This is a genomic window from Streptomyces sp. NPDC093544, from assembly GCF_040683495.1.
Classification (GTDB): domain Bacteria; phylum Actinomycetota; class Actinomycetes; order Streptomycetales; family Streptomycetaceae; genus Streptomyces.
The window spans coordinates 432,233-453,935 of the sequence record NZ_JBFBEA010000001.1 but is presented as its reverse complement, the minus strand read 5'-3'; the positions used below and the strand labels follow the sequence as shown (position 1 = coordinate 453,935).

At 66.3% G+C, this 21,703-nt stretch carries 11 protein-coding genes; 6 read left to right on the top strand and 5 right to left on the bottom strand.

Annotated elements, in window-relative coordinates; all coding sequences use genetic code 11:
• Positions 1-207: 207 nt before the first annotated feature.
• Positions 208-1,314: a winged helix DNA-binding domain-containing protein gene (locus AB0N66_RS01775; RefSeq protein ID WP_365426973.1), complete on the bottom strand. Its 1,107-nt coding sequence runs from the start codon at positions 1,312-1,314 to the stop codon at positions 208-210.
• 216 nt (positions 1,315-1,530) lie between these two features.
• Between AB0N66_RS01775 and AB0N66_RS01770 the strand changes: the two genes are divergently transcribed.
• Positions 1,531-2,688, top strand: a complete 1,158-nt coding sequence (locus AB0N66_RS01770) for a magnesium and cobalt transport protein CorA (RefSeq protein WP_365426970.1) — start codon at positions 1,531-1,533, stop codon at positions 2,686-2,688.
• Between the two features lie 659 nt (positions 2,689-3,347).
• Here AB0N66_RS01770 and AB0N66_RS01765 read toward each other — a convergent pair.
• The 4 genes from AB0N66_RS01765 to AB0N66_RS01750 all read right to left on the bottom strand — a co-directional run bounded on the left by AB0N66_RS01765 (position 3,348) and on the right by AB0N66_RS01750 (position 14,776).
• The gene (locus AB0N66_RS01765) at positions 3,348-3,737 is read right to left on the bottom strand and encodes a hypothetical protein (protein ID WP_365426967.1); all 390 of its coding nucleotides are present in this window, start codon (positions 3,735-3,737) and stop codon (positions 3,348-3,350) included.
• Between the two features lie 309 nt (positions 3,738-4,046).
• The gene (locus AB0N66_RS01760; protein ID WP_365426964.1) at positions 4,047-4,538 is read right to left on the bottom strand and encodes a hypothetical protein; all 492 of its coding nucleotides are present in this window, start codon (positions 4,536-4,538) and stop codon (positions 4,047-4,049) included.
• Between the two features lie 5 nt (positions 4,539-4,543).
• Complete coding sequence (locus AB0N66_RS01755; RefSeq protein ID WP_365426961.1) at positions 4,544-11,059, bottom strand: RHS repeat-associated core domain-containing protein; 6,516 nt, start codon at positions 11,057-11,059, stop codon at positions 4,544-4,546.
• Between the two features lie 174 nt (positions 11,060-11,233).
• Positions 11,234-14,776, bottom strand: a complete 3,543-nt coding sequence (locus AB0N66_RS01750) for a LamG-like jellyroll fold domain-containing protein (RefSeq protein WP_365427302.1) — start codon at positions 14,774-14,776, stop codon at positions 11,234-11,236.
• A gap of 1,434 nt (positions 14,777-16,210) precedes the next feature.
• Here AB0N66_RS01750 and AB0N66_RS01745 point away from each other — a divergent pair.
• From AB0N66_RS01745 to AB0N66_RS01725, 5 genes are read left to right on the top strand one after another with little or no spacing between them, the layout of a single operon-like run.
• The gene (locus AB0N66_RS01745; protein ID WP_365426958.1) at positions 16,211-17,395 is read left to right on the top strand and encodes a transcriptional regulator; all 1,185 of its coding nucleotides are present in this window, start codon (positions 16,211-16,213) and stop codon (positions 17,393-17,395) included.
• A gap of 13 nt (positions 17,396-17,408) precedes the next feature.
• Entirely contained in the window at positions 17,409-18,164 is a 756-nt protein-coding gene (locus AB0N66_RS01740; RefSeq protein WP_365426955.1) for a toll/interleukin-1 receptor domain-containing protein, read from the top strand.
• Positions 18,161-20,155, top strand: a complete 1,995-nt coding sequence (locus AB0N66_RS01735) for a hypothetical protein (protein ID WP_365426953.1) — start codon at positions 18,161-18,163, stop codon at positions 20,153-20,155. The genes AB0N66_RS01740 and AB0N66_RS01735 overlap by 4 nt, the downstream gene beginning before the upstream one ends.
• On the top strand, positions 20,152-21,234 hold the full coding sequence (locus AB0N66_RS01730) for a hypothetical protein (protein ID WP_365426950.1): 1,083 nt from the start codon (positions 20,152-20,154) through the stop codon (positions 21,232-21,234). The genes AB0N66_RS01735 and AB0N66_RS01730 overlap by 4 nt, the downstream gene beginning before the upstream one ends.
• Before the next feature lie 18 nt (positions 21,235-21,252).
• Entirely contained in the window at positions 21,253-21,702 is a 450-nt protein-coding gene (locus AB0N66_RS01725) for a hypothetical protein (RefSeq protein WP_365426947.1), read from the top strand.
• The last annotated feature ends 1 nt before the right edge of the window (position 21,703 follow it).

Sequence of the window (21,703 nt, the reverse complement as noted above, 5' to 3'; positions counted from 1 at the left end):
ACATCCCTTTATAACACGCGTTGACCCCGTTGAGCCCCTTATAACCCCGCTGGAGAACGGGGGGGGGGTTGGGGGCCCGCTCGTGGAGGCCCGCAACGCCCCCTATCCACTACCTGCCCGTCGGCGGTCGGCTTCCCCCACAGCCCGAACCGCCGACGGGCACACGTCTGTTGGAATCCCGCGGCAGTCACAGGCAAGGACTGAGCCCTACTTGACGACTGTCCCGAAGCGGATGTCCCAGGAGGACGACAAGCCGCCCATCACCTCCATCATCCGCTCGGCCTCTCCCACGACCTCCTTTCGCTGGGACCCCGTGAGCGTGCCGAAGGGCTCGATCGTGAGGACCTCCCCCTCCTGCCGCCAGACGCCCGCCAGGAAACCGTCGACGAGCAGCACGCAGTAGGCCTGGTTGCCCTTCCACGTCCGGCCCTTGAGATCGGCGGACCCCAGCCGGGAGCGGTCGGCGTGCGAGAGGAACAGGTTGTCGAACTCGGGGAGGAAACGCGGCGGAGCCGGGGTGTCGGCGTCCGGGCGGGGCGCGTCGGGGAGGTCGAAGAGCTCGACGCCCTTCTCGTCGCGGAAGGTGAGCAGCTGGGGGCGGAGCCGTTCGAAGGTTTCGCGCAGCCGGGTCAGGCCCGCCCACGTCTGCATGTCCTTGACGGAGGCGGGCCCGAAGGCGGCGAGGTAGCGCAGCACGGTCGCGTCGGGGGCGGGCGCCGGCTCGGAGGGGCGGTCGAGCCAGTGCTCGACGGTGGTGAGAGTGACCTGACCGCTCCTGCCCCACAGGCCGCGCGGGGTGACCTGGACGAGCGGCAGCCGGCAGCGGGCGGCGACCGAGAGCGCGAACGGGTCGGCGTCCGGCCACTCGGCGAGCAGCGCCTCACGCAGCTGTTTCATGGTGCGCGGCTCGGCCTCCACCAGCTCCCGGCTGATCGAGGCGAGCCGGTCCAGGTCGACGCCTTCGAGCCCCTTGCGGAACTGGTTGAGTTCCCGCTCGCGCGCGGCCTGCACGAGAGGGCGCAGCGTGAGGGCGTCGTCGGCGGTGTGGGTGTGGATGGTGGAACGCATGGTGACGAGGCGGACGACCTCGCGGTCGGCCATGAGCTGGGACAGTGCCTCGGGGGCGAAGCCGTCCAGCCGGGCGGCCAGTGCGTAGTACGGCGGTTTGACGTTCTGCGCCTGGAGACCGAGGAGGTGCTCGACGGCGTCCTTGGCACCGAGGGCGGACCGGCCCAGCAGGAGCTGCCTGGCGAGGGTCGCGCGGTTGAGGGCGCGGTTGCCGAGCCCGGGTGCCGCGGAGGTCTTCTTCGTCATGCTCCGCACGTTAGCGGGGCTTGCGGACAGGTTCTGTCCTCATTTCTTGGGGATTCCGTACCCCGCCGGTGCCCCGCCCCCCAAGCCGAGGACATTTGACCCGTATATCCTGCTCGGTGATCACAGAGACGTACGTTCGACCGTATTCAACCTTCGAGGGTCACGCTTCACGCTCAACGCTTCTATCGACGACAGACGACAGGGGAGGCAGCCGCGATGTCCGAGCGACGCGCCCGCCCAGCCTCGGGCGCCAGGAAAACCGGCTGGCGACGCGCCCTCACCCCACCGGCGGCGCCGCCCGCACCGCCGCGGGCACCTCGCCCAGACCCGGCGTCGCCGGAACCCGCCGACGCCGCCAGCGTCGTACAGGCGGCGCTCTACCGCGACGGTGTGCGCGTCTCGACGCCGGAGACCCTGGCCGACACCTTCCGCGAGCTGCGCGAGCAGCCGGACGGCATGGCGTGGATCGGTCTTGCCCGTCCGACGGAATCCGAACTCCATTCCCTGGCCGCCGAGTTCGACCTTCACCCGCTCGCCGTCGAGGACGCGATGGAGGCGCACCAGCGCCCGAAGCTGGAGCGCTACGGCGAGACGCTGTTCGTCGTCCTGAGCGCGGCGCGCTATGTGGACGCGCTGGAGGAGGTCGACTTCGGCGAACTGCACGTGTTCGTGGGCCCCGACTTCGTGATCACGGTCCGGCACGGCGCGGCACCGGACCTCTCGGCGGTGCGCCGCCGCATGGAGGACACCCCGGAGCTGCTGAAGCTCGGTCCGGAGGCCGTCCTCTACGCGATCCTCGACTCCGTGGTCGACGGCTACGTCCCCGTCGTGACCGGCGTCCAGACCGACATCGACGAGATCGAGACCGAGGTCTTCCGCGGCGACCCCAAGGTGTCCCGCCGTATCTACGAACTCTCCCGGGAAATGGTCGAGTTCCAGCGCGCCACCCGCCCCCTGGTCGGCATGCTGCACGCCCTGATGGCCGGCTTCGCCAAGTACCGCACCGACGAGGAACTCCAGCGCTACCTCCGCGACGTCGCCGACCACGTCACCCACACCAGCGAGCGCGTCGACGGCTTCCGCCAGGCCCTCACCGACATCCTCACCGTCAACGCAACCCTCGTCACCCAACAACAGAACGCCGAAATGCGCGCGTTGGCGGAGGCGGGCTTCGAACAGAACGAGGAGATCAAGAAGATCTCGTCGTGGGCCGCCATTCTCTTTGCTCCCACACTCGTGGGAACTATTTACGGCATGAACTTTGAACACATGCCTGAGCTGGACTGGCGCTTCGGATACCCCTTCGCGCTCGGTCTAATGGGGGTTGTTTGTGCCAGTTTGTACGTTATTTTCAAGCGGCGGGACTGGCTTTAGGCCGGACAATACCCCCGCAAGCCCTTCGCGTGATTTGCTCACGCACCGCCCGAAAACAGAGCCATGACGGGCTCTGGGGAGTCCCTGGGGAGAAGTGATGCGGGTGATCTCCTCACCCTGCGTCGAACACGCCTCTGACCAGGTCTTTTGGGCATCGGCGAACGCTGGGGAGAATCCGGGGAGAAACGAATGACAGCCCACGCCCTACGTCTCGCCGCTCCTCACAACTGGATCTACGCCAGCGACCATGCAGTGCCCCGCGTCGGACTACTGCCGCCCTCCTCGTTCAGTGGAGCTGCTGTCGTCCCTAACATCCCAAGGTCGACCCTCCTCACGCCTACTTGGCGTTCGACAGATTCCGTCAGCGGGGCTCGACCGCGAGCGGGACTACGAAGAGATCCACGGCACCTCCACGGCCCACGAGTTCCCCTGGGACCCATCCAGATCCTCAGCTTTGCCCTCTACCTCGCCTTGGCCGTCTCCAGCATCGACCAACTCCTCGGTAGGACGGGGGAGCTGACGGAACGTTCGTAGAAGCGGTACGACGACACCGTGAAGTTTCCCCGTGATATCGGACACTCGATGGTTACGCCGCGAGGTGGCGTCCCGCCAGGTGGTGTAGCGGATCAAGGCACCGGAATCCGCAGGTCATCGCCGTATCAGCGCGGCTCGGTACCGCGCATGGCGCTGACGGCAGGTAAGCCGCTTCGCGACCCGGGAGCCGTGTCCCACGGGGTGGCCGACGCACGGCTTACCGGAACGCGTCGAGCAAGGTCGCTTACACCACGAAGCGGGACACGACCCGCCGCGAGGGCGTGTTGATGGCGTTGCCTGGTCTCAGCTGGGGTGAGGTAGCAGAAGACCTTGCGTTTACGCAGGCGGCGGCGGTTGTAGAAGGTCTCGATGAAGGCGAAGACCTCGGTACGGGCGGTGGCCCGGTCGGGCCAGATGCGCGTGCCGATTTCCTCCTTGAGCAGGGCCCAGAAGCTTTCGGCGACGGCATTGTCGAAACACGATCCAATGCATCCGCAACTCTGCCGGATACCCAACCCCTCTATTCGGTCCCGGAATTGAGTCGAGGTGTACTCCTTGGACTCAATCGGTCGTTGCAACACCGGATTTCTGGACCTACATGTACTTGCTTCCCACCTGGTGCTACTTCCTCTGGAATCTCAGATCCAAGTCTCCAGGTGTCCAGGTGTCCAGGATCAAGGGGAAGCTTCATCGCCGGGGGACGTGCCCCGTTTCCCAAGCCGAGTTGGGCAAGCCGTCACGGGCTTCTCGGAACGAGCATGAGGGTCCGTCGGCAAGCCGACGGACCCTCATGCAAGATCGAGCCTACCGCTTACCCGTCCAGCTCATCGCCTATCACTCTGGAAAACGGGACTAAGCCAGATCGAAACCAGATCGCCCTCATCGATGCCCAAGACCGTTCCGCTGGCAATTTGGACGAACTTAGCGTCGGCAGCGTCGTCCAGTTCAATGGCGATCCATCCAGAGGAAGGATCGTATGAAACGCTCCACCTGCTGCCAGGGACATCGAGAGAAACCCCAGACTCGAAGGAGTGGTCCGACGAGATGAATACCCGCCCGGGGGTGAACTGTGGAGCATTCAACTCGGATACCACGCCCCGAACGTTCGGGAAATATCCCCAGGCGAACAGGACTTCCCGGGACTCAATATCAACCTCGAGTTGGAGCGTGTCGATCACCACACTCGTAACCCCCGCCGAGCCGAGCCTCGCGGTCAGCGACTCCCCGTTCTGTGCGGTGAAGGAGAATCCGTACTCGGACTCGTCGTAGGTTAGAACACCCTCAAGAGGGGGTCCGTCGTGGGTGGAAAATTTCATTTCGACTAGCCCTTTTGGCTCTTGAAGAGAAAGTGGACGATCTTGTTGGAGTTTGTGTCAATGTTGAGCTCCCAGATCCCATTGCTTCCGTTCATCGATCCGGGCGATCTCCACTCGACAACCCCAGGAGCTCCACGGGAATCCATCCTGGGCGCAGTTGCTTCCATGATTTCTTGAAGAAGTTGCCCGTTGTTACCGTTCATGTAGGGGCGTGCAGCCTTACCGAAGTTGGGGGAGTCGACAGCTCGAGTACCAGCGATGTCCCAGGTGTGATTTTCGACGGTTTTGGTCATCCCAAGGTTCTGAGCATCGGTCTTGGCGCCGGCTGCGGGGAGGAGTCCGGGATTTTCTTTGGGAAACCTTCCGCCGCCGAGAGCCAGCATGGGGGCCAGTGAACCGTTGTTCCACGCCGCCTCGTAGAGAAGGGATCCAGTATCTGCTCCAGCAGCGTCCGCCCATTCGTCGTAGGTCTCCTTCGTTTCTGCAGTGGCGCTGCACGAACCTGAATCGAACCAGCAGAATGGATTGGCGAGGTCACTTACCGCGTCAAGGCCGTAGGCTATGCCAGCCAGATGGCCCAGGACGTTCGTCTTAAGGTTGCTGCCCTTCTTCGCCGGGGCCGGATCTGGCCCCTTTTTGAACTGAACGCTCGTTGAGGAACGTCCTCCGTCGGTGCGGACGGAGACGGTCATGGTGCCGCTTCCCAGACCGCCGCCTGGCGTCTGGTACACGAAACTTTGGGTGTAGGTATTAGTGGAGTGGTAGACCCAGGTCCCGTTGGGGCCCATGGTCATGTAGTCGTGGTAGCTGCCGCCCTTGCCGTCACTGCACCCACGCTCGCAGTCCGTGATCGGCCGCAGACCGGTGGGGTCGGACATGGTGACGGGGGTGTTGTTGGCGTACACGTAGCCATTGAGTGATTCGTGGTCCGCGGGGGCGAGGACGGGGTCGACGGAGAGGAAGCGTCCGGTGGCCGGGTCGTACTCGCGGGCGCCGATGTGGGTGAGTCCGGTGTCGGCGTCGGTGGGTTTACCGAGGAAGCCCTTGTCGTCGGGCCAGGTTGAGGGTGTTGTGCCGCGTGCTTCGCCGAAGGGCTTGGTGTAGCGGCGGGTGACGGCCTGGGTGGTGGCGTCCACCGTCATCGAGGCGGTGCCGTGGTGGTCGTCGACCATCCAGGACAGGCCGGTCTCAGTGCGGACGGCGGTGGCGTCGCCGGCCGGGTAGTAGCGCTGGGCGGTGAACTTCTTGGCGGCCGTGTCGTAGTGGAGTTCCTGGCCGGCCAGGTAGAGGACGCTCTTGGCGGGGCCGCGGCGGATGAGGAGTTCACCGTTGGCGTCGTAGAGGTAGTCGGTGGTCTTGGTGCCTTCGGTGAGGCTGCTCAGTTCTCCTTCGATGTCCCAGACAAGGCTCTGCACGGTGCCAGTGGTGCCGTAGCGCTTGGTGGTGTTGCCCTGCTCGTCGTACTTGTACTCCTTGGCCGTGCCGCCGTTGACCGTGACCGAGGTCAGGGTGTGGGGCTGGCCGATGCCGTTGGTGTTGACGGCGGGGTAGCCGTAGGCGGTGGTGGTGTTAGCGGTGGCCGTGTGCTCGGTCTGGGTGTCGCGCAGGCCGCCGACCTCGTAGGTCCAGCTGGTCCAGTACGGGGCCGGCCCGCCGAGAGCGGACGCCGAGCGGGCGGTGGCGCAGTCGTTGGAGGACGGCGTCCAGGCTTCGGTCAGACGGCGGTAGCCGTCGTAGGTGAAGCACTGGGTGTCCTTGCCGTTGGCGTTGTCGGTGACCGACTTGACGTTGCCGGAGGCGTCGTAGAGGTAGTCGAGGTCGCTGGTGTAGCCGGTGTTGGTCTGGTCGACGGTGTGGGTGTTGGTCAGGCGGCGGGTGCCGTCTTCGTAGCGGTTGAGGATCTGGAGCTGCTTGGCGCCGGTGGATGTGCCCAGGCGGGTCTCCTCGATCTCGCCGTATGGGGAGTAGCCGATGTTCTGAACGTAGTCGGTCATGCCGTCGGTGCCGGTGAGCATGCCAAGGCTGTTGTAGCTGTTCGTGACAGTTTCGGCGGGCAGGCCAGCCACTGTGGGCATCGAGGTGGACTGGACGGTGCCGTCGATGTTGTAGGTGGTGGAGGTAGTGAACGTCGGTGAGGCCCCAACGGCCGTGAGGGCCTGGGCCAGGGGGTCCGTTGCGGCGATGACGGTCTTGGTGCCCTTCGAGCGGCCGAGCGCGTCGTAGCCGGTGGCCACCTGGGAGTAGATCTTGCCGGCGGTGCCGCCGACGTACCGGATTGCGGCCGTCAGCTGCCCCTTCCCCAGGGGCAGCGAGTCGTATGTGAACTTGGTCAGGCGGTGGGTGTCGTCCTTCGTGCCGTCCCAGGTGCCGGTCTTGCGGCCGAGTTCGTCGTACTCGGTGATCAGTGTCCGGGAGACGCCGTTGAGAGTCGAAATGACGGTCAGCGGCTGGTCGACATCGTTGTAGGTGATGTCGATACGGCCCTTGTCGGGGTCGGTTGAGATGGTCTTGCGGCCGCGCAGGTCGTAGTCGTACGTCCACACCGCCCCGTCCGGGCCGGTCAGCTTCTTGAGCTGACCGCCGTCGGTGTACTCGTACAGGCTGCGGGTGTAGTCGATGCCGCTGGGGACAGGGCCGCTGTACTCGCGGCGCTCGGTCACCCGACCGCGGGCGTCGGTGACTGTCAGTGTGCCGGTGCCGCCAGCGGCGGCGGTGACGGCGGTGCGGTCGGCCTGCTGGTCGGTCTTGGTGCGCCACTTCTCCTGGTCGTAGACCCTGAAGATCGAGTCGGTGGCGCGGCCGGCGGCGTCGTAGACCGTCTCGGTGGAAGCGGGGACGGAGCCCTGGTAGGTGTTGGCCAGAGTGCCCGAGGGGGCGTTGTCGTCGTGGACCTGGCTGTTGGTGATATAGGCCAGGCCGCGGTCGTCGTAGAGCGTTTCGGAGATCACCCGTCCACCGCCCGCCGCGGGGACCTGCTTCTGCCTAGACCGCAGGAGACTGTCGAAGATCTCGTAGGAGCTGTTGTAGCTCTGTCCGTCGGCCTTGAGGGCGTCGGTGCGGACCCAGGTCTCCTTGTCGTTGTTGACGCTGTAGGTGTAGACGATGCTGGCGGCGTCGCCGAGACCGCGGGAGCGGTCCGGCTGCCAGACCGACCGCAGACGGCCAAGCGCATCGAAGGACCACTCGGCGATGCTGCCGTTGGCATCAGTGGTCTTGGTGGCCGAGCCCCAGGCCGGGTCCACCTCAGTAGTGGAGGTGTAGGTCTTGGGGTCGGTGCTGGTCGTGGACGTCAGCGGACCGTAGCCGGTGTCGTCGGGGGCATAGGTGGTCCTGACGGTCTGGCTGAGGGCGTTGGTCGCGGTGAGCGGGCGGCCCAGTTTGTCGTAGGTGGCGCCGGAGACCTGCTGGTAGACGGGGGTCTTGTCCACCGCGTTGTAGCTCGCGACCCGGTAGGAGGCAGTGATTTCGCCCTTGGTGGGCGCCACTCCGACCGCCTGACCGTCGTAGGCCGTGGTGATGTCGGAGACGACATCGTCGGGGACCACCGGGGTGGTCGCGCAGGGAACCGAGGAAGTCTCGGTGCGCGAGACCGTGTTCACCAGCCAGGCCGAGGTGTTACGAGCGTAGCTGGTCCGCACGCACGACTCGTCACCGGTCTTGGCTGCGTCACCGCTGTCCTCCACGGTCATCGGCATGCCGTACGTGGGGTCATACGTGGTCTTCTGAGTGACGGTGCGGGTGCCAGTGGAGGTCTTGGTGCGTGTGACGGTCTCACCGGCCTGGACGATCCAGGAGTCGGTGGTGCCCCAGACGTAGGTGTGGCTGCCGGTCTTGTGGGACCAGGGGGTGTTGATGGTGCCGCTGAGTTCCTCGGTGCCGTTGTAGACGATGGTCTCGCGGACGAAGCCGGAATACTGGCGGGAGTCGTCGATGGCGGTGCCGGTTGAGTCGGCGACCTTCTCCACACGTGCGGTGCCGTCGAGTTCCTTCTCGCCGTTGAGGCCGCGCATGTAGAGCGTGGACTTCTTGGAACGCGGGCCCTCGGAGTCGCCGGAGGTCTCCACGACCTTGCCGTAGCCGCGCCACTGCGACCAGGTGCGGTTGGACGCCTTGGTCAGGCCCTCGTCGTCAGCGTAGCCCCAGCCGGCGCCGCCCTGGTAGTCGTAGTACTTCTCACCGGTGTCGCCGTGGCCGTAGGGGTCGTCCTGGAAGGTGGAGGTGACCACGTACTTGTGGAACCAGTCGGTGACCGGAGTCGCCCCCGACTGGGACCACTTGACCGGATAGCAGCGGCGGGAGTTCTTGTCGATGTCCGCCGGCATGCTGGTGCCCCAGATGCAGTCGGGGTCGGAGTAGTTGACCGTGAGGGTCGAGCCGGTCTCGGACTTGATGGTCCGCACCCGCCACTTGATGTAGCGCAGGTTGTCCTGACCGCTGCCCTCCACGTGGTTGGACAGCTGGACGCCGCCGAAGACCACCGGGGGCATCGCGGCGGTAGTGCTGTTGGCCTTGCCGGTGTTCTGGATGGACTTCAGCCACAGGCTGGCCGAGGAGGCGTCGCCGGTGTCGGGGAAGCTCTGGTCCAGGTGCCAGGTGTCCACGTCCCGTCGGGTGGTGCCGGTGCCGGTCCACACCGAGGTGGTGACGTCGGTGAGGCGCTTGCGGGTGAAGAAGGCCGGGCCGATCTGGGTGGTGCACTTGGTGTTCGCCGCGCAGATCATGTCGAAGGGCACGTCGGGCCAGTTGGCCTTGGTGTCCGCCGTCAGGCTGGAGCAGCCGCCTGAGACGACGCAGCGCTCGGCGTAGCTGAAGCTGACCTGCTGGGCGGCGGGCTTGGAGTAGATCAGTTCGCTGCGCAGGCCGTAGTCGATGCGGTTCAGGTAGCCGCCGCGGGTGTAGCCGGTGCCGTTGACGGTGGTGTCGGCGTTCTTGGAGTAGTTGTTCGTCTCCTTGCTGTACCAGTAGGTGGAGGCATTGCCATGGGGGTCCACGACGTAGTCCAAGTTCCAGCGCCATGCCTGGTTGCAGAAGGAGTCGGCGAAGCCGGTGGACTTGTAGCAGGGCTCCCCTGAGTCGTCACCGAAGACGGGGGCGGTCCACACAGAGTTGGTGACCGGGTCGTCGTCAGCGGTGTCGGTGGTGCCCTTGTCGCTCCATTCGGGCATCCGCTGCTTCCCGAAGAAGTACTGGATACCGGAGGCGTCCGTGACCTTCCAGTACTCGGTGTTGTTGTCGCCGTTGCCGGTGGCTCCGGTCAGGTGCTCGACGCGGGTGCCGTCCTCGTTCTTCACCTTCCACGAGCCGCCGGACGCCTCGGACAGTGCGGCGGTGTCGCAGGCCGCCTTGTCGGCGCAGGCGTTGACCAGCTCCACGGCCTTGCCATTGAGGACCAGGGTGGAGTTGGCGTACTTCCAGCACAGGTCGCCCTTGCCGGACTGGCCGTCGTCCTTGCAGGAGCCGTACTTGCGCTCGATGTAGGACTCGGTGATCGAGAAGCCTTCTCCGATGACCGAGGTCTGGTTGTTCTCCCCGGCCGTGCGGCCGTCCACCGAGGCAGAGTTGTAGGAGATCGACAGGTTCGGGGACGGGCCGGCCGTGGCCGGGGGAACACGCAGCGGGTAGTTCCAGGTGAAGTCGCCCGTGCTGCCACCGGCCTCCCAAGTCGCGGTCGGAGACAGCGGGGTGGCGCCGAAGTCGCCCCCGCCTCCCGAACTGTCGGCCGCCGCCGCCAGCAGCATCGGGGTGCCGGCTGCGAGCGTGCGGGCGGAGACGGTGCCCGTCAGGGACTGGGACTCCGCGTCGTTGTCCGCGCCTACCACGGGGGTCTGGGTGCGACAGGACTCCTTCTCCGGGGTGGTCAGCGCACACGCAGGGAGCGACACCAGGTTCAGACGGGGGCCGAAGTTGCCGCCGTAGACATCGCTGAAGGAGGAGTAGTCCAGGGAGACGCGTAGCTTGTCACTGTCGCCGGCGGACTTTCCGGATGCGGCTCCCGCCGGGTCGACGGTGAGCAGGACGCCCTTGACGCCCGCCTTCGTCGCGGCCGACTGGGAATGGACGCTGAGCGCCACCTCCTCGGCCGGACCGGTGGCCTTCCCCGCCGTCTTGCTCTTCGCCGACTTGGCTGCCGAGGCGGCGGGCTCCTGGGCCAGGGCCAGGCCGAGCCCGCCGACGGTGACGGCGGCCTGACCGGTCGCCGCGACCTCGGCGGTGGCCTTCCCAATCTTCGGCCAGGCGGCCTTCTTCAGTCGCTCACTGGTTTCGCGGGACGCCGGTGCAGCTTTGTCCTTCGGAGCTTTGGACGTGCCGGGTTTGAGCACGCCTACCTTGTCGGTTTTTGCCTCAGGCCGGTCCTCCAGCGGCTTCCGGGCGGTCTGAGACTGAGCCTGCGCGGCGAAGTCATAGCCCGAGGGGGCCACGACTTGCGGCAGGAGGGAGAGCGAGGCGGCGAGCGCGCCACGGCCGAGCCAGCGGCGTATGACCGCCCCTGGCAAGCGCGTGCGGAAGGGTGCTGAAGACACGGTGACTTCCCGTTTCGAAAATGGAAGTGGGCAGAAAACGCTCGGGCGGCGGCATCGGCACCCGGGAACGCCGGATCTCGACAACGCTCCGCGCAGGCACGCGGAGGGCTGCGAGCACAAGGAGGCGGGGCGGGACAGGACGGACCTCCTGGCCCGTCCTGTCGCGCCCCGCTCCTACTGCTGCTCGGTGTTGCGTCGGTTGGCGATGGTGTCGGTGGAGGTCGCTCCGGCCCAAACGCGAACGCTGTCGATCCGTCCGGGGAAGTAGCGCGCGGCAGCGCCGTTGACCTTCGCCCGGCCGATCTCGAGCACTCCGCCGCCCTGCCAGGGGGCGGAGTACGGCACGCCGTCCTCGTCACCCATCAGAGCGCTGTCGACGTAGAGCTTGAGCCCGCCGAGCTTGGACGTGTCTTCGGGGACGGCTTCGGCCTGAGCGTCGTAGACGACCGTCAGCATGACCGGGACGCCCAATTGGGCTGTTGTGGAGGCGGTGGACTCGCTCTCGGTCCAGACTGCTCCGGTGCCGTCCTTGTTCGGGCGGCCGAACTTCCACCGTCCCTGGGTGCTGCCTGCCGGCTGCTCGTACCAGACGCCCCAGGAGGACTGGCTCGTCCCCGACTGGCCGAACACCTGTACCGCGTACGACTTGCTGGTATCGGCGAGCTTGGCGGGGTCCAGCGTCACCCAGGCCGTCGCCGTGAACGAACCGGAATCGTCGACTATCGGACCGGTCGCGGTGGCGTACCCGCTGGTGCCGTTCAAAGTCATCGTCTGCCGGGTGGTGACCTCTTCGCCGAGATCCGGGTCACCGGTGGTGAACTGCGTGAGCGCGGCCCCGTTGAGAGTGAGGTTCCGGCCGAAGCCACTGGTGTCTTTCACCGTGGTGCCGGTCGCGTTGGCCATGTCCGTGGCGTCCCACTTGGCGACGAGAGCCGGGACCGGGTCGCCCGCGGTGACGTCGCTGAGGTCCTCGTCCTCCAGCCAGGCGTCGTCGGTGACCTCGGTGTCCGCGAGTGCGCGGGACCAGACCTTGACCTCGTCGATGGTTCCAGCGAAGTTGTCCGTGCTGGTCCCCGAGGCCGACAGCCGGCCGATCTGCAGTCCGCCGGACGCCTTCCACGGGGTCACGGAGAACGGCACCGGATCGCCCTGCGGGACGCCGTTGACGTAGAGCTGGATCGTCTGCGCCGCCGCGTCGTAAACACCGGCGAGATGGGTCCAGGCGTTCAGGACCGGCGGTTTCCCTCCGATCGAGCGAGTGATCGCCGGACTGGCGACGTCCGTCTGGTGCCGGTTGAAGATCCAGGCGTTGTATGCCGTGGAGTAGTACAGCTGGAACCCGGAGGCATTAGTGCCCGCCTGGGACAGGACGGTGTAGTTGACGTCCTTCTTCTCCAGACGCGCCCAGGCCGAGACGGTGAAGGACTTGGTGGTGTCCAGCACCGCACCGGAGGTGGAGAGGTACGCGGTTGTGCCGTTGAGCTTCGCCGCAGCGGAGCCGCTGCGGGCCAGCGGGTCCCAGGTAGCCCCCGAGGAGGTCAGCGGGTGCTGGGTCGCGGTGGTGGAGTCGGTGAGGCCGGTGTCCAGATGCCAGATCCCCGAGGGCTTCTCGGCGCCCTTCACTCGGAAACTGTAGTAGCCGGTGTGCGAGCTGTGGCTGGCCGCGTCGTAGCCCCAGACCTGGATGGTGTTCTCACCGGCCTGGTTCGGGGTGATCGTCTGCGTGGTGGCCGCGCCCTTGGCGACGGTGATCGGAGCGGAGAGCGCGCCGCTGTTCAGCTTCCACTTGTAGCTGACAACATCCGACTGGATGCCGGCCTTGGTGGAGTCGTCATCCCCAGGGGTGAAGGTGAACTTGCCCGGCGTGCCCACACCGCCCGCGGCCTCGTCGGTCTCGGCTGACTTGTAGACGCCGTCCGCGCTGGTCACCACCGGTTCCTTCGGCGAATCGGTGTCGACCCGGAAGTGGCACCAGGACGACCAGGCCGAGTCCAGCACACCTGTGACGCCCCGGTCCGTCTTGTAGTACGCCTGCGTCTTGACCCGCATCCGGTAATCCGTCTGCACCGGCAACGCGCTGGAGGACGCGTCGCGGGAGGCGTTGTCGGCCACCCAAGCACCGTCCGGCGAGGTCGCATACCAGACACGGCTGGAGCCGTCGGCCTTCCACACCTCGAACAGAGCGCGCAGCTGGGCCTGGCTCCCGTCCGCCGACTCCACCGTGGCCAGCATCTTCGGCGTGGTGTCACTGGTGGCGAAGGGCAGCGTGGATGCATTGCAGACCCGCCCGGTGGTGCCCTGCCGGACGCCGTACGATGTCGGCTTGCCCGGGTAGGAGACGTAAGTCACCGACAGTTTCGCGTCGTCGCGGAACCGCGCCCAGGCGCCCCCGTCGGACTCGTCGTGCGCGGCCAGCGAGAAGGTGATCTGCGGGGTCTTGTTCGCGGCATACGACGCGAGGGTAGTCGTCAGGTTCTCGTTCGTCTCATCCACGTTGTCGCTGAAGCGCACCCAGTTCGCTGGCTGCGACGGCGTGCACAGGCCACCCCGCCCGTAGGCCACGTTCCGGTCGCCCATCAGGTCCACCGCGGTGGGCCGGGACGACCATGTCGTGCTGGAGGAGATGCCCTTGTCCACGCGGCTCAGGTCGTACCAGTGCGGATCGCAGGTGAACGTCCACTCCTGGTACACCTCCATCGTCGCGTCCAGGACCTTCTTGCCGTGGATCGACGAGAGCGGGTACTCGAAGTACATGCGCTGGGTGTACGGGTTGTTGGAGCAGAGGTAGCCGGCGTAGTTGGAGCAGCGCCCCACACCCTTGTCCCCGTCGAACTCCCAGTACTTGGCGCCGTTGGATGCCAGGGCCGTCCAGTCACCCAGCGCGATGCCCTTGGTAGGCGGGTCGATGTAGAGCGGGAAGACGGTGTCTTCGCCGTGCAGCAGGGCCGGATCGGGCGTGATCTCCAAGGATGTGTTTGCGATCTTGAGAGGGAGCCTGGCAGAAGCGTCACCGCTGCCGGGGCCCTCCGAAGGGGTCAGCTCGCCCTTGGCCGCGGGCAGCGGAGCCGCCTCCGCGTCGGTGGCTGTCTCCGCCTGCGCCTCCATCGAAGGTGCGGTGCGGGCGAGTTGAGTGGTGACGCCGCCCGTGGCGGTGTCCTGGGTGTCACCGGCCGAGTCCCACATGCGCCCCGCCGGGCTCTCGAAGACCGGCGAGCCGTCGCCGTCGCGCGCGACGAAACCGCCATCGGCCGTCGGGGAAATCTCCAGGCCACCGCCGGAGACGGTCATTCTGATCGTCGCGAGCGCCGGGTTCTTTGCCGCCTCAGCGGTCTTGACCACAAGCACCGAGGTGTAGCCGGTGCTGAGGGCGGTCAGTTTGAGGTCGACGTCCGGGAGGACTCCTGCGTAGGTGGCGGTGTCGCCGTCGAGCCGGGGTGCGGAGAGCGCGTCGGGCCAGCCGAGCTTCAGCTCGTGTCCGTCGTCCGCCAGCGTGACCAAACCGCTGCCGCTGCCGCCGCCCGAGAAGGTGACGTCCGCCGTCGTGTTCCTCGCCCGCACCGAGCCGTCGGCATCGCGCACAAGGGTGGTGTCGATGGCGGCCCAACGACCGTCGTCCTGCTGGGCGCGGACCGGAGCCGCGTTCATCTCCTGTGTGAAGGTGCCGTCCGGGTTGGCGAAGACCTCGGACGACTCGGTGGTGGCCGCATCCACGGCCACCCGCTCGCCGGTCTCGGCGGCGAGAGCGCTCGCTTCCGATTCCGGAGTACTGTCAGCCGCAACCGAGGCCGCCCCGTCATCGGCGAGTGCCGGAGTCGCCGCGACCCCGACGGCCGGAACCGCGCTCCCCAGGAGCGTGACGGCTATCGCCCCACTCAGCGCCGCCTGGCGCCAGCCGTGCAGCCGTCTTCGTGTAAACACGCCCCACCCATCCCCTTAATTCTTCATTACAAGAACTTGTGAGGATCATGTGTTAATTGATCATGTAGGTCAATGGTGTGGCGTATCACGTTGACCTCTTGCCACCTTGCCGGTAACGGGTCTCGGTTGAGCTGGTGACCGTTGACGAGGTAGCTCCTGTTCGACGGTGTCACGGCCGAAATCCACGGCGCTTCAGGAGCTTCCATCGGGCACGCCCCTGCACTACCTCACCCGTCAACTGGCCGCGCATCGGATGCAGATCGGCTGCCGCTGACGGAGCCTCACCCCAGGGCGGCAAGCCCTCTGCTGGACCCGGCCCGTCTGCAATGCAGTGCCAACTACGGCGCGGCGTCAGGATCTCGGCACCCCGCACTGATCTGGAGAGTGTGTGGGGAGGATCGAACGCATGACACAAGTGCCCGGCCGCGTGGTCTTCCATCGGCGGCATCCTTGGTACCGCCGATGGTGAACCGACCAAGCACACGCACTTCGAATTCCCGGTCCCCAAGGGTTGAAGAGAGCTTGAAGGGGAAGTCCCGCACCGGCGCAATCCAGCCGTCGGGGATTTTCCGGCCCATGACGAATCTAAACCCGCCTTTCCTACTCCGTCTGAGAGGCCGTAACGCGGGTGATGCACAGGGCCGGACCGTCGGATAGCCGCTGACGGGAAGTCATCCGCAGCGCACGGGTGCGCGCTCGTCACCCGCCATCGACCAGGTAACCGACTAGTGACACTTCCGGCGAGCATCGCTTGCCCGGCACGGTCCAAATCGGTGCGGACGGTGCCTCTAGCCGTCCGCGGTCACCAAAACAGGCCAGACCAGCGCTACCGACGCCCGCTTTCCGGCCCGCACTCGACCGGCGACCCGGCCCTGTACGAGCCGACACCCCACCGGTTGGGTTCGGCCCGCCGGCGAGGTTGCACGGCGACTCGGCCCCAACCTGACGGGGCAGGGACTTGCCTGGCTCTCCGACTGGCACAACTTCCTGCCCCCGCGAATGCTGCGCCCCGACACAGGAGAAGGAAACGGGAAACAGCATCGATCGCCTTGTCCGTCCGGGCGGGATTGCCGCACTCTTGCGTGCAGCGCACCTCGGCCTGGGCGGATGGTCATTGGAGGTTTCCGTGCCGCTGCCGTCCACCGAGTTCGGCGAGGAACTGAGGAAGCGCCGCCTGGAGGCCGGACTGAGCCTGACGGCCTTGTCCGGCGCCGTGCATTACACAAGGCGCAGTTGAGCAAAGTCGAGCGAGGCATCAAGGCCCCCAGCCGTGATCTCGTTCGGCTGTGCGACGCCACCCTCGGTGCCGACGGAGCACTGAATGCCCTGGTCACCCAGGTCGCGGCTGATCCCTCTGCCGAACCAGCGCCGACCCAAGTCAACGAGGAGGACTGGATCATGCAGTTGTCGCCGGGCGGTCCGAACCGGTTCCAGTCCATGGGCCGGCGGGCGGTGATGAGCGCCGGCGCCGCATCGCTGATGACCTGGCGGTCGGACGAAGGGGGCCCGGCCTCCCCGGCCTCGGGCGTCGGCATGCTGGAAGCGTCCCGTTCGCTGTTCACGCACTACCGGAGACTTGGCCAGTCCGTGGAACCCGGTCTACTCCTGCCCGTCCTCATTGCTCAGACGCACACCCTGCGGGAACCGTCCGCTCAAACCGACAGCAGCACCCGCCGACAACTACTGGCTCTTGGTTCCCGGTACGCCGAGTATGTCGGCTGGCTGGTGCAGGAAACCGGAGACGAGCGTGCGGCACTGTGGTGGACACAGCGCGCGGTCGACCTGGCAGCCGCCAGCGGTGATCAGTCGCTGGCCGGCTACGCGCTGGTCCGTAGAGCCTTGGTCACGTTGTACCGGGACGACGCCGAGCAGACCGTCGCCCTCGCCCGTCGTGCGCAGAGCAGCACGCTCCCACCGCGGATCCGCGGACTAGCCGCACAGCGCGAAGCACAAGGGCACGCCCTCGCAGGCGATCTCCATGCCTGTCTGCATGCCCTGGACCGCGCTCGTACGTTCTTCGCCCGCCAGGACGACGGCTCCGAAGAGCCGGTGATCGGCACCATGCACCTTCCCGACCCAGTCAGCATGGTCACCGGCTGGTGCCTGGTCGATCTCGGTCGGCCGCGGGAGGCAGGCGAGGTACTCGATCGGCAACTTGCCCTGGTCGGCCAACAGGCGGTGCGTACACAGGTGCGATACGGCGCGCGCCGTGCGCTCGCCTATGCCTCGGCCGGCGAGATCGACCATGCATGTGCGCTGACGACACCACTGCTCGACGGCGTGGCAGTAGTGCGGTCCGCAACCGTCACGACCGATCTGCGACGCCTCGCCCGGGTCCTTGCTCGCCATTCGGATCACCCATCGGTACGTCGGCTGGGGCCGCGGCTCGGCACGTTATCGCGCTTGTCCACTTTCTGAAGGAGATGTCACCATGCGCGAGGTCTTCATCAACTACCGCACGGGCGACGGGGAAAAGACCGCCGCCCTGATCGACCAGGAGCTGTCGCGTCGCTTCGGCCCGGAGCACATCTTCCGCGCCTCGAAGTCCATCACCCCCGGTGAGACCTACCCCGACGCCCTGCTTGCGGCGCTGCGACACAGCTCTCTCCTCCTGGCCATCGTCGGACCCGACTGGACGAACTTCCAAACCCGGCTACACGATCCGGAGGACTGGGTGCGCAGGGAGATCGAGGAGGCGTTCACCTGCGAACTTCCCGTCGTTCCCATCCTGGACGGCCGGAAGACGAACCGGCTGAGCAAAGCCGACCTGCCGATCCAACTGGCACGGCTCGCCGACCTCCAAACCATTCCGTTCGACACCCACGACACCGAGGCGGGTGTCAGGCGCATCGGTGACCTGGTGTTCGAGATGGTCCCCGGGCTGCGCGACCTGCTCCAGGTCAACAAGACGTCGCCCGCGTCGGACACCGTGACCAACTCAATCGGGGACGTGAGCGGAACGGCCGTGCAAAGCCGTGACTTCACCGGAGACGTGGGCGGCACCATCGTGAAGGGCGCCCACGGCCCCGTCCATACGGGAAACGGCCACATCTACCAGAACTCCCGTTATGTGTCGGGCGACCGGCACATCTCGGGGAACGGGGTGACGAACTTCGAAGGCGACAACCACGGCACCATCCAGCATCGGTTCGGCGAGCCCGATCGCCCCGCGGACGACAGCCGGTGAACCAGCACAGCAGCACACGGGTCGAGAACCCGCACGGGTTCACGCACACCGGCCCCGGCAACATTTACGTCAACGTCGGCGCCCAACTACAGCACTCGGACAAGCCAGCCTTCCGGCGCGTCGCTGAAGACCAACTACGTTGGCTGCGACGCGTGTTGGTCGCCCCCGTCGACATGGGCAAGGCCCGCTCCACTCTCTCCGACACCGGCACCGTCATCCTCGACGGCTCCCCAGGCAGCGGCCGCACCTCCGCGGCCCGCGTACTCCTGCGTGAGTACCACCGGGACAGCGGCGTTTTCCACGAACTTCTTCCCGGCGAGGAAGACGAACTGTCCCTCCACGACCCGGCTCTGGTCGAAACCGGTGACCAACTGCTGCTGAACCTCTCGGCCGCAGACAGCCGCCAGTGGTCCGCGGTAAGGGCCGGCCTCCTTGCCCTCCGCAAGGCCGTCCACGAACGGCACGCACATCTGGTGGTCGTCATGCCACACGGCGGCGTCGTCGATCCCGACCTTCAGTACTACCGGGTCAAAATCGAGCGACCGCCGGGCCTGAACGTTCTCCGGCGGCACCTCCGCGTGCACGGCATACCGTACGAGCAATACATCCAGCCCGACGTGACCGTCACCGAGTTCCGGCCTGACGAAAGGCCGATGCGGGAAATTGCGGACTTCGCCGACCTGATACGCCGCGCCCGCGAGACCGCTCGACCGGACGAAGGTTTCGCACAGTGGTGCGCCGCAGCCAAGAGAGCACGGAACGACCGGCGGAAGGAAGTCGCCACACTCACCGCCGGATTACGCGAGGCACCTCAGCGGGCACTGTTGATCGCCGTCTCCATGCTCCATGGGGCGCACGCCGACGTCGTTCACCGTGCGGCCCAGCTATTGCTGAGCACTCTCGACTCCCCGTCCGAAGGGCTCCCTCTGATCCAGCACAAAGACCTCGCTGAGCGGCTCGCGGAGATCGAAGCCGCAACTGGACCGGACGGGCACATCCAGTTTGCGGAGTTGGACTACGACTCCGCCGTCCGCGCACATTTCTGGGATCACATGCCTGACCTACGCTTCCACCTCGGCACCTGGGCCGCGAGGGTCGTGGATCTGAACGATCCGCAGCTCGTCCCCGCCGTTCGTGACGATCTCGTGGCGCGTATGGCTGATCAGTATCTTCGAACGAGGCGCGGGGACGGTCTGGCGTCTCTCGCCGAACGATGGAGTTCCGAGGCCGCGAGTAGGGCGCGGCTAGAAGCCGCCGTCCACATACTCACCTGTGCTCTCAACGACCCCGCTCATGGGCGGGAGTTCCGCGAACGGATCTATCAGTGGTGCGCATACCGGCACATCAAAGGAGAGTTCGCGCAGGTCCTCGTCCAACTCTGCGCCGATGTCCTCGCGTCCAGCCACCCCGACCAGGCCCTGCTCCGGCTGTACTACCTGGCCCGGCGTGAGCGCGACACCACCCGCGCCGTGCAAGCGTTGTGCGATCTGGCGGCACGGAGTCGTCGGCTGCGCCGAAGGCTACTCGACCGCCTCGCACGATCCGACCTCTCGCCGCCCGACCTCGAAATCTTCCTGCGGGTCTGCGATCCGGTGCCATTGACGGATGCCTCCAACACCACACGCTCGCTGGTAGAGGAGAACGGTGTACAGCGTTCCCTGACCACTTGTTGGCATGCGGTACTGACCAGAATGCCGCAGGCTGCGTGGCATCCACACACAGAACGCTGGCTCCACTGGGCGGCCGACGACACGGGACACCGCGGTGAACTACTGCTCGACGTCCTCGTCCACTCCGCCGAGCGGTGCGACAACAGGCGGGGGGCGGTTTTCGCCATGCTGTACGCGAGTGCCCGCGAAGCCGAGCGCACTGCTCCGGGAGGTCCCGCACGCTCCGCCAAAGCCACTGAGCTGCTCCTCCGGAAGATCAGCGTGGCCCAGGGCCTGGGCCAGGCCACCCCGCCGGCATCAGCCAAGGAGTCTCAACCATGACGACCGCAAGAAAGACGACAACCGTCTTCCTCACCGTCTTGTGCGGCTTACTGCTGACCATCGTCGGCCTGACACAACGGTGGCCCACATGGACATGGCCGACACTGGCCGCGCTCCTCCTCGTTATCCCCGCAACGGCCTTCCGGATTGCTTCGCTGCGCCGCGGTTCCATACCGGTCAGTTTCGAGGAACAGCTCACTGCCTCCCCCGTGGAACGCACAGAGTGCTACGTCAGCCAGGTGGCACTGCCCAGCCACTGGGACGACTACAGCTTCGTGTTCTCGGCAACCGTGCGGTGGTACCTCGTCGAACCGTCCGGAAACGGCCCCGTCCTCAGCCCGGCCGGACTCGCCGCCGAAGCAGTCCTGAACCGTGCCCGCGCCATCACCGAGAAACGGGAGCCTGGTCGAGCCTCACTCGTCCAACACGAGCTCAGCGGTGTCCTTGGCCATATGCATCCGGACGCCACGGGACACCTCCAGGCCATGGCGGAGAACATCAGCCTCACCTTGCTCGAGCAGGACCAAGAGCGCTTGGACAGACTCGCAGAGGTGCGCAAGGACAAGGCGGTCTGGGAGCACCAGCGCAAATACGAGCAGAGCAAGCGCCAGTACCTGGGAGACGACGTGCTGAAGGACACAGGCAGTGCGGTGGTCTGGTGGCTCGCCAAGAACGACGAGCACGTGGAACGGACAGTGGCAGACCTCCCTCTCATCGCGCAGCTCACGTCCGCAGCCAATGACACCGACATTCCCGAGCGACTTCAGAACCTCGTGCCCCAGCAGCCCGGCGAACGAGCCGCTCCCGAGCTCCTGGAGGCGCACCGCGCTCCCGCCACACAGGAATGGACGGCTGCGGATCATCTCTCGGGCTTCTTCGACGCCATGGGCTTTACGGACGGAGACGTCCGACGGGCGATGCTGGCCAAACAGATCTCCGACATCATCAAGACGCAGGACCGCCACGAGACGGCCGAGGGACTGCGCCGCCGGTTCGACCCGCCGGCGAGCTTCACACCGGATAACCGCGAGGGGCCGCGTTCCACCACAGGTACGCCCGATGAGACATCGGGTTCCTGACACATCTAGGAGGAATCGATGGACAGCGAACTGGCCGCTCTCGCCGCGTCAGGAGCAACGACCCTGGTTTCCCTCATGGTCACCGACTCCTGGACGCACGCCCGTGAACTTGTCGGACGGTCCTTAGCTCGGACCGGCTCGGATGCCACCACACTCGCCGACCTGGACAATGCAAGGACCCGGCTGCTCACCGCCGACACTGCAGCGGACGAGCAGGCCGCCTCCGACCTCAGAGCTCAGTGGCATGTCCACCTGCAACAGCTCGTCGAAGACGGGTCTCTCACCGGCGACGACCTTCGCGTCCTGCTCACCTCGTTGCAGCGGCTCGACGCTGCCCCAGCGACGCGTCGGGAGATCGTTCACAACTCCATCAACGGTGGCGTTCAGCATGGTCCCGTCATCCAATCAGGCCGAATCACCGGGCTTACCTTCCATGTCCACCACCCCCCAGCGTCCAACCCGGGCTGAG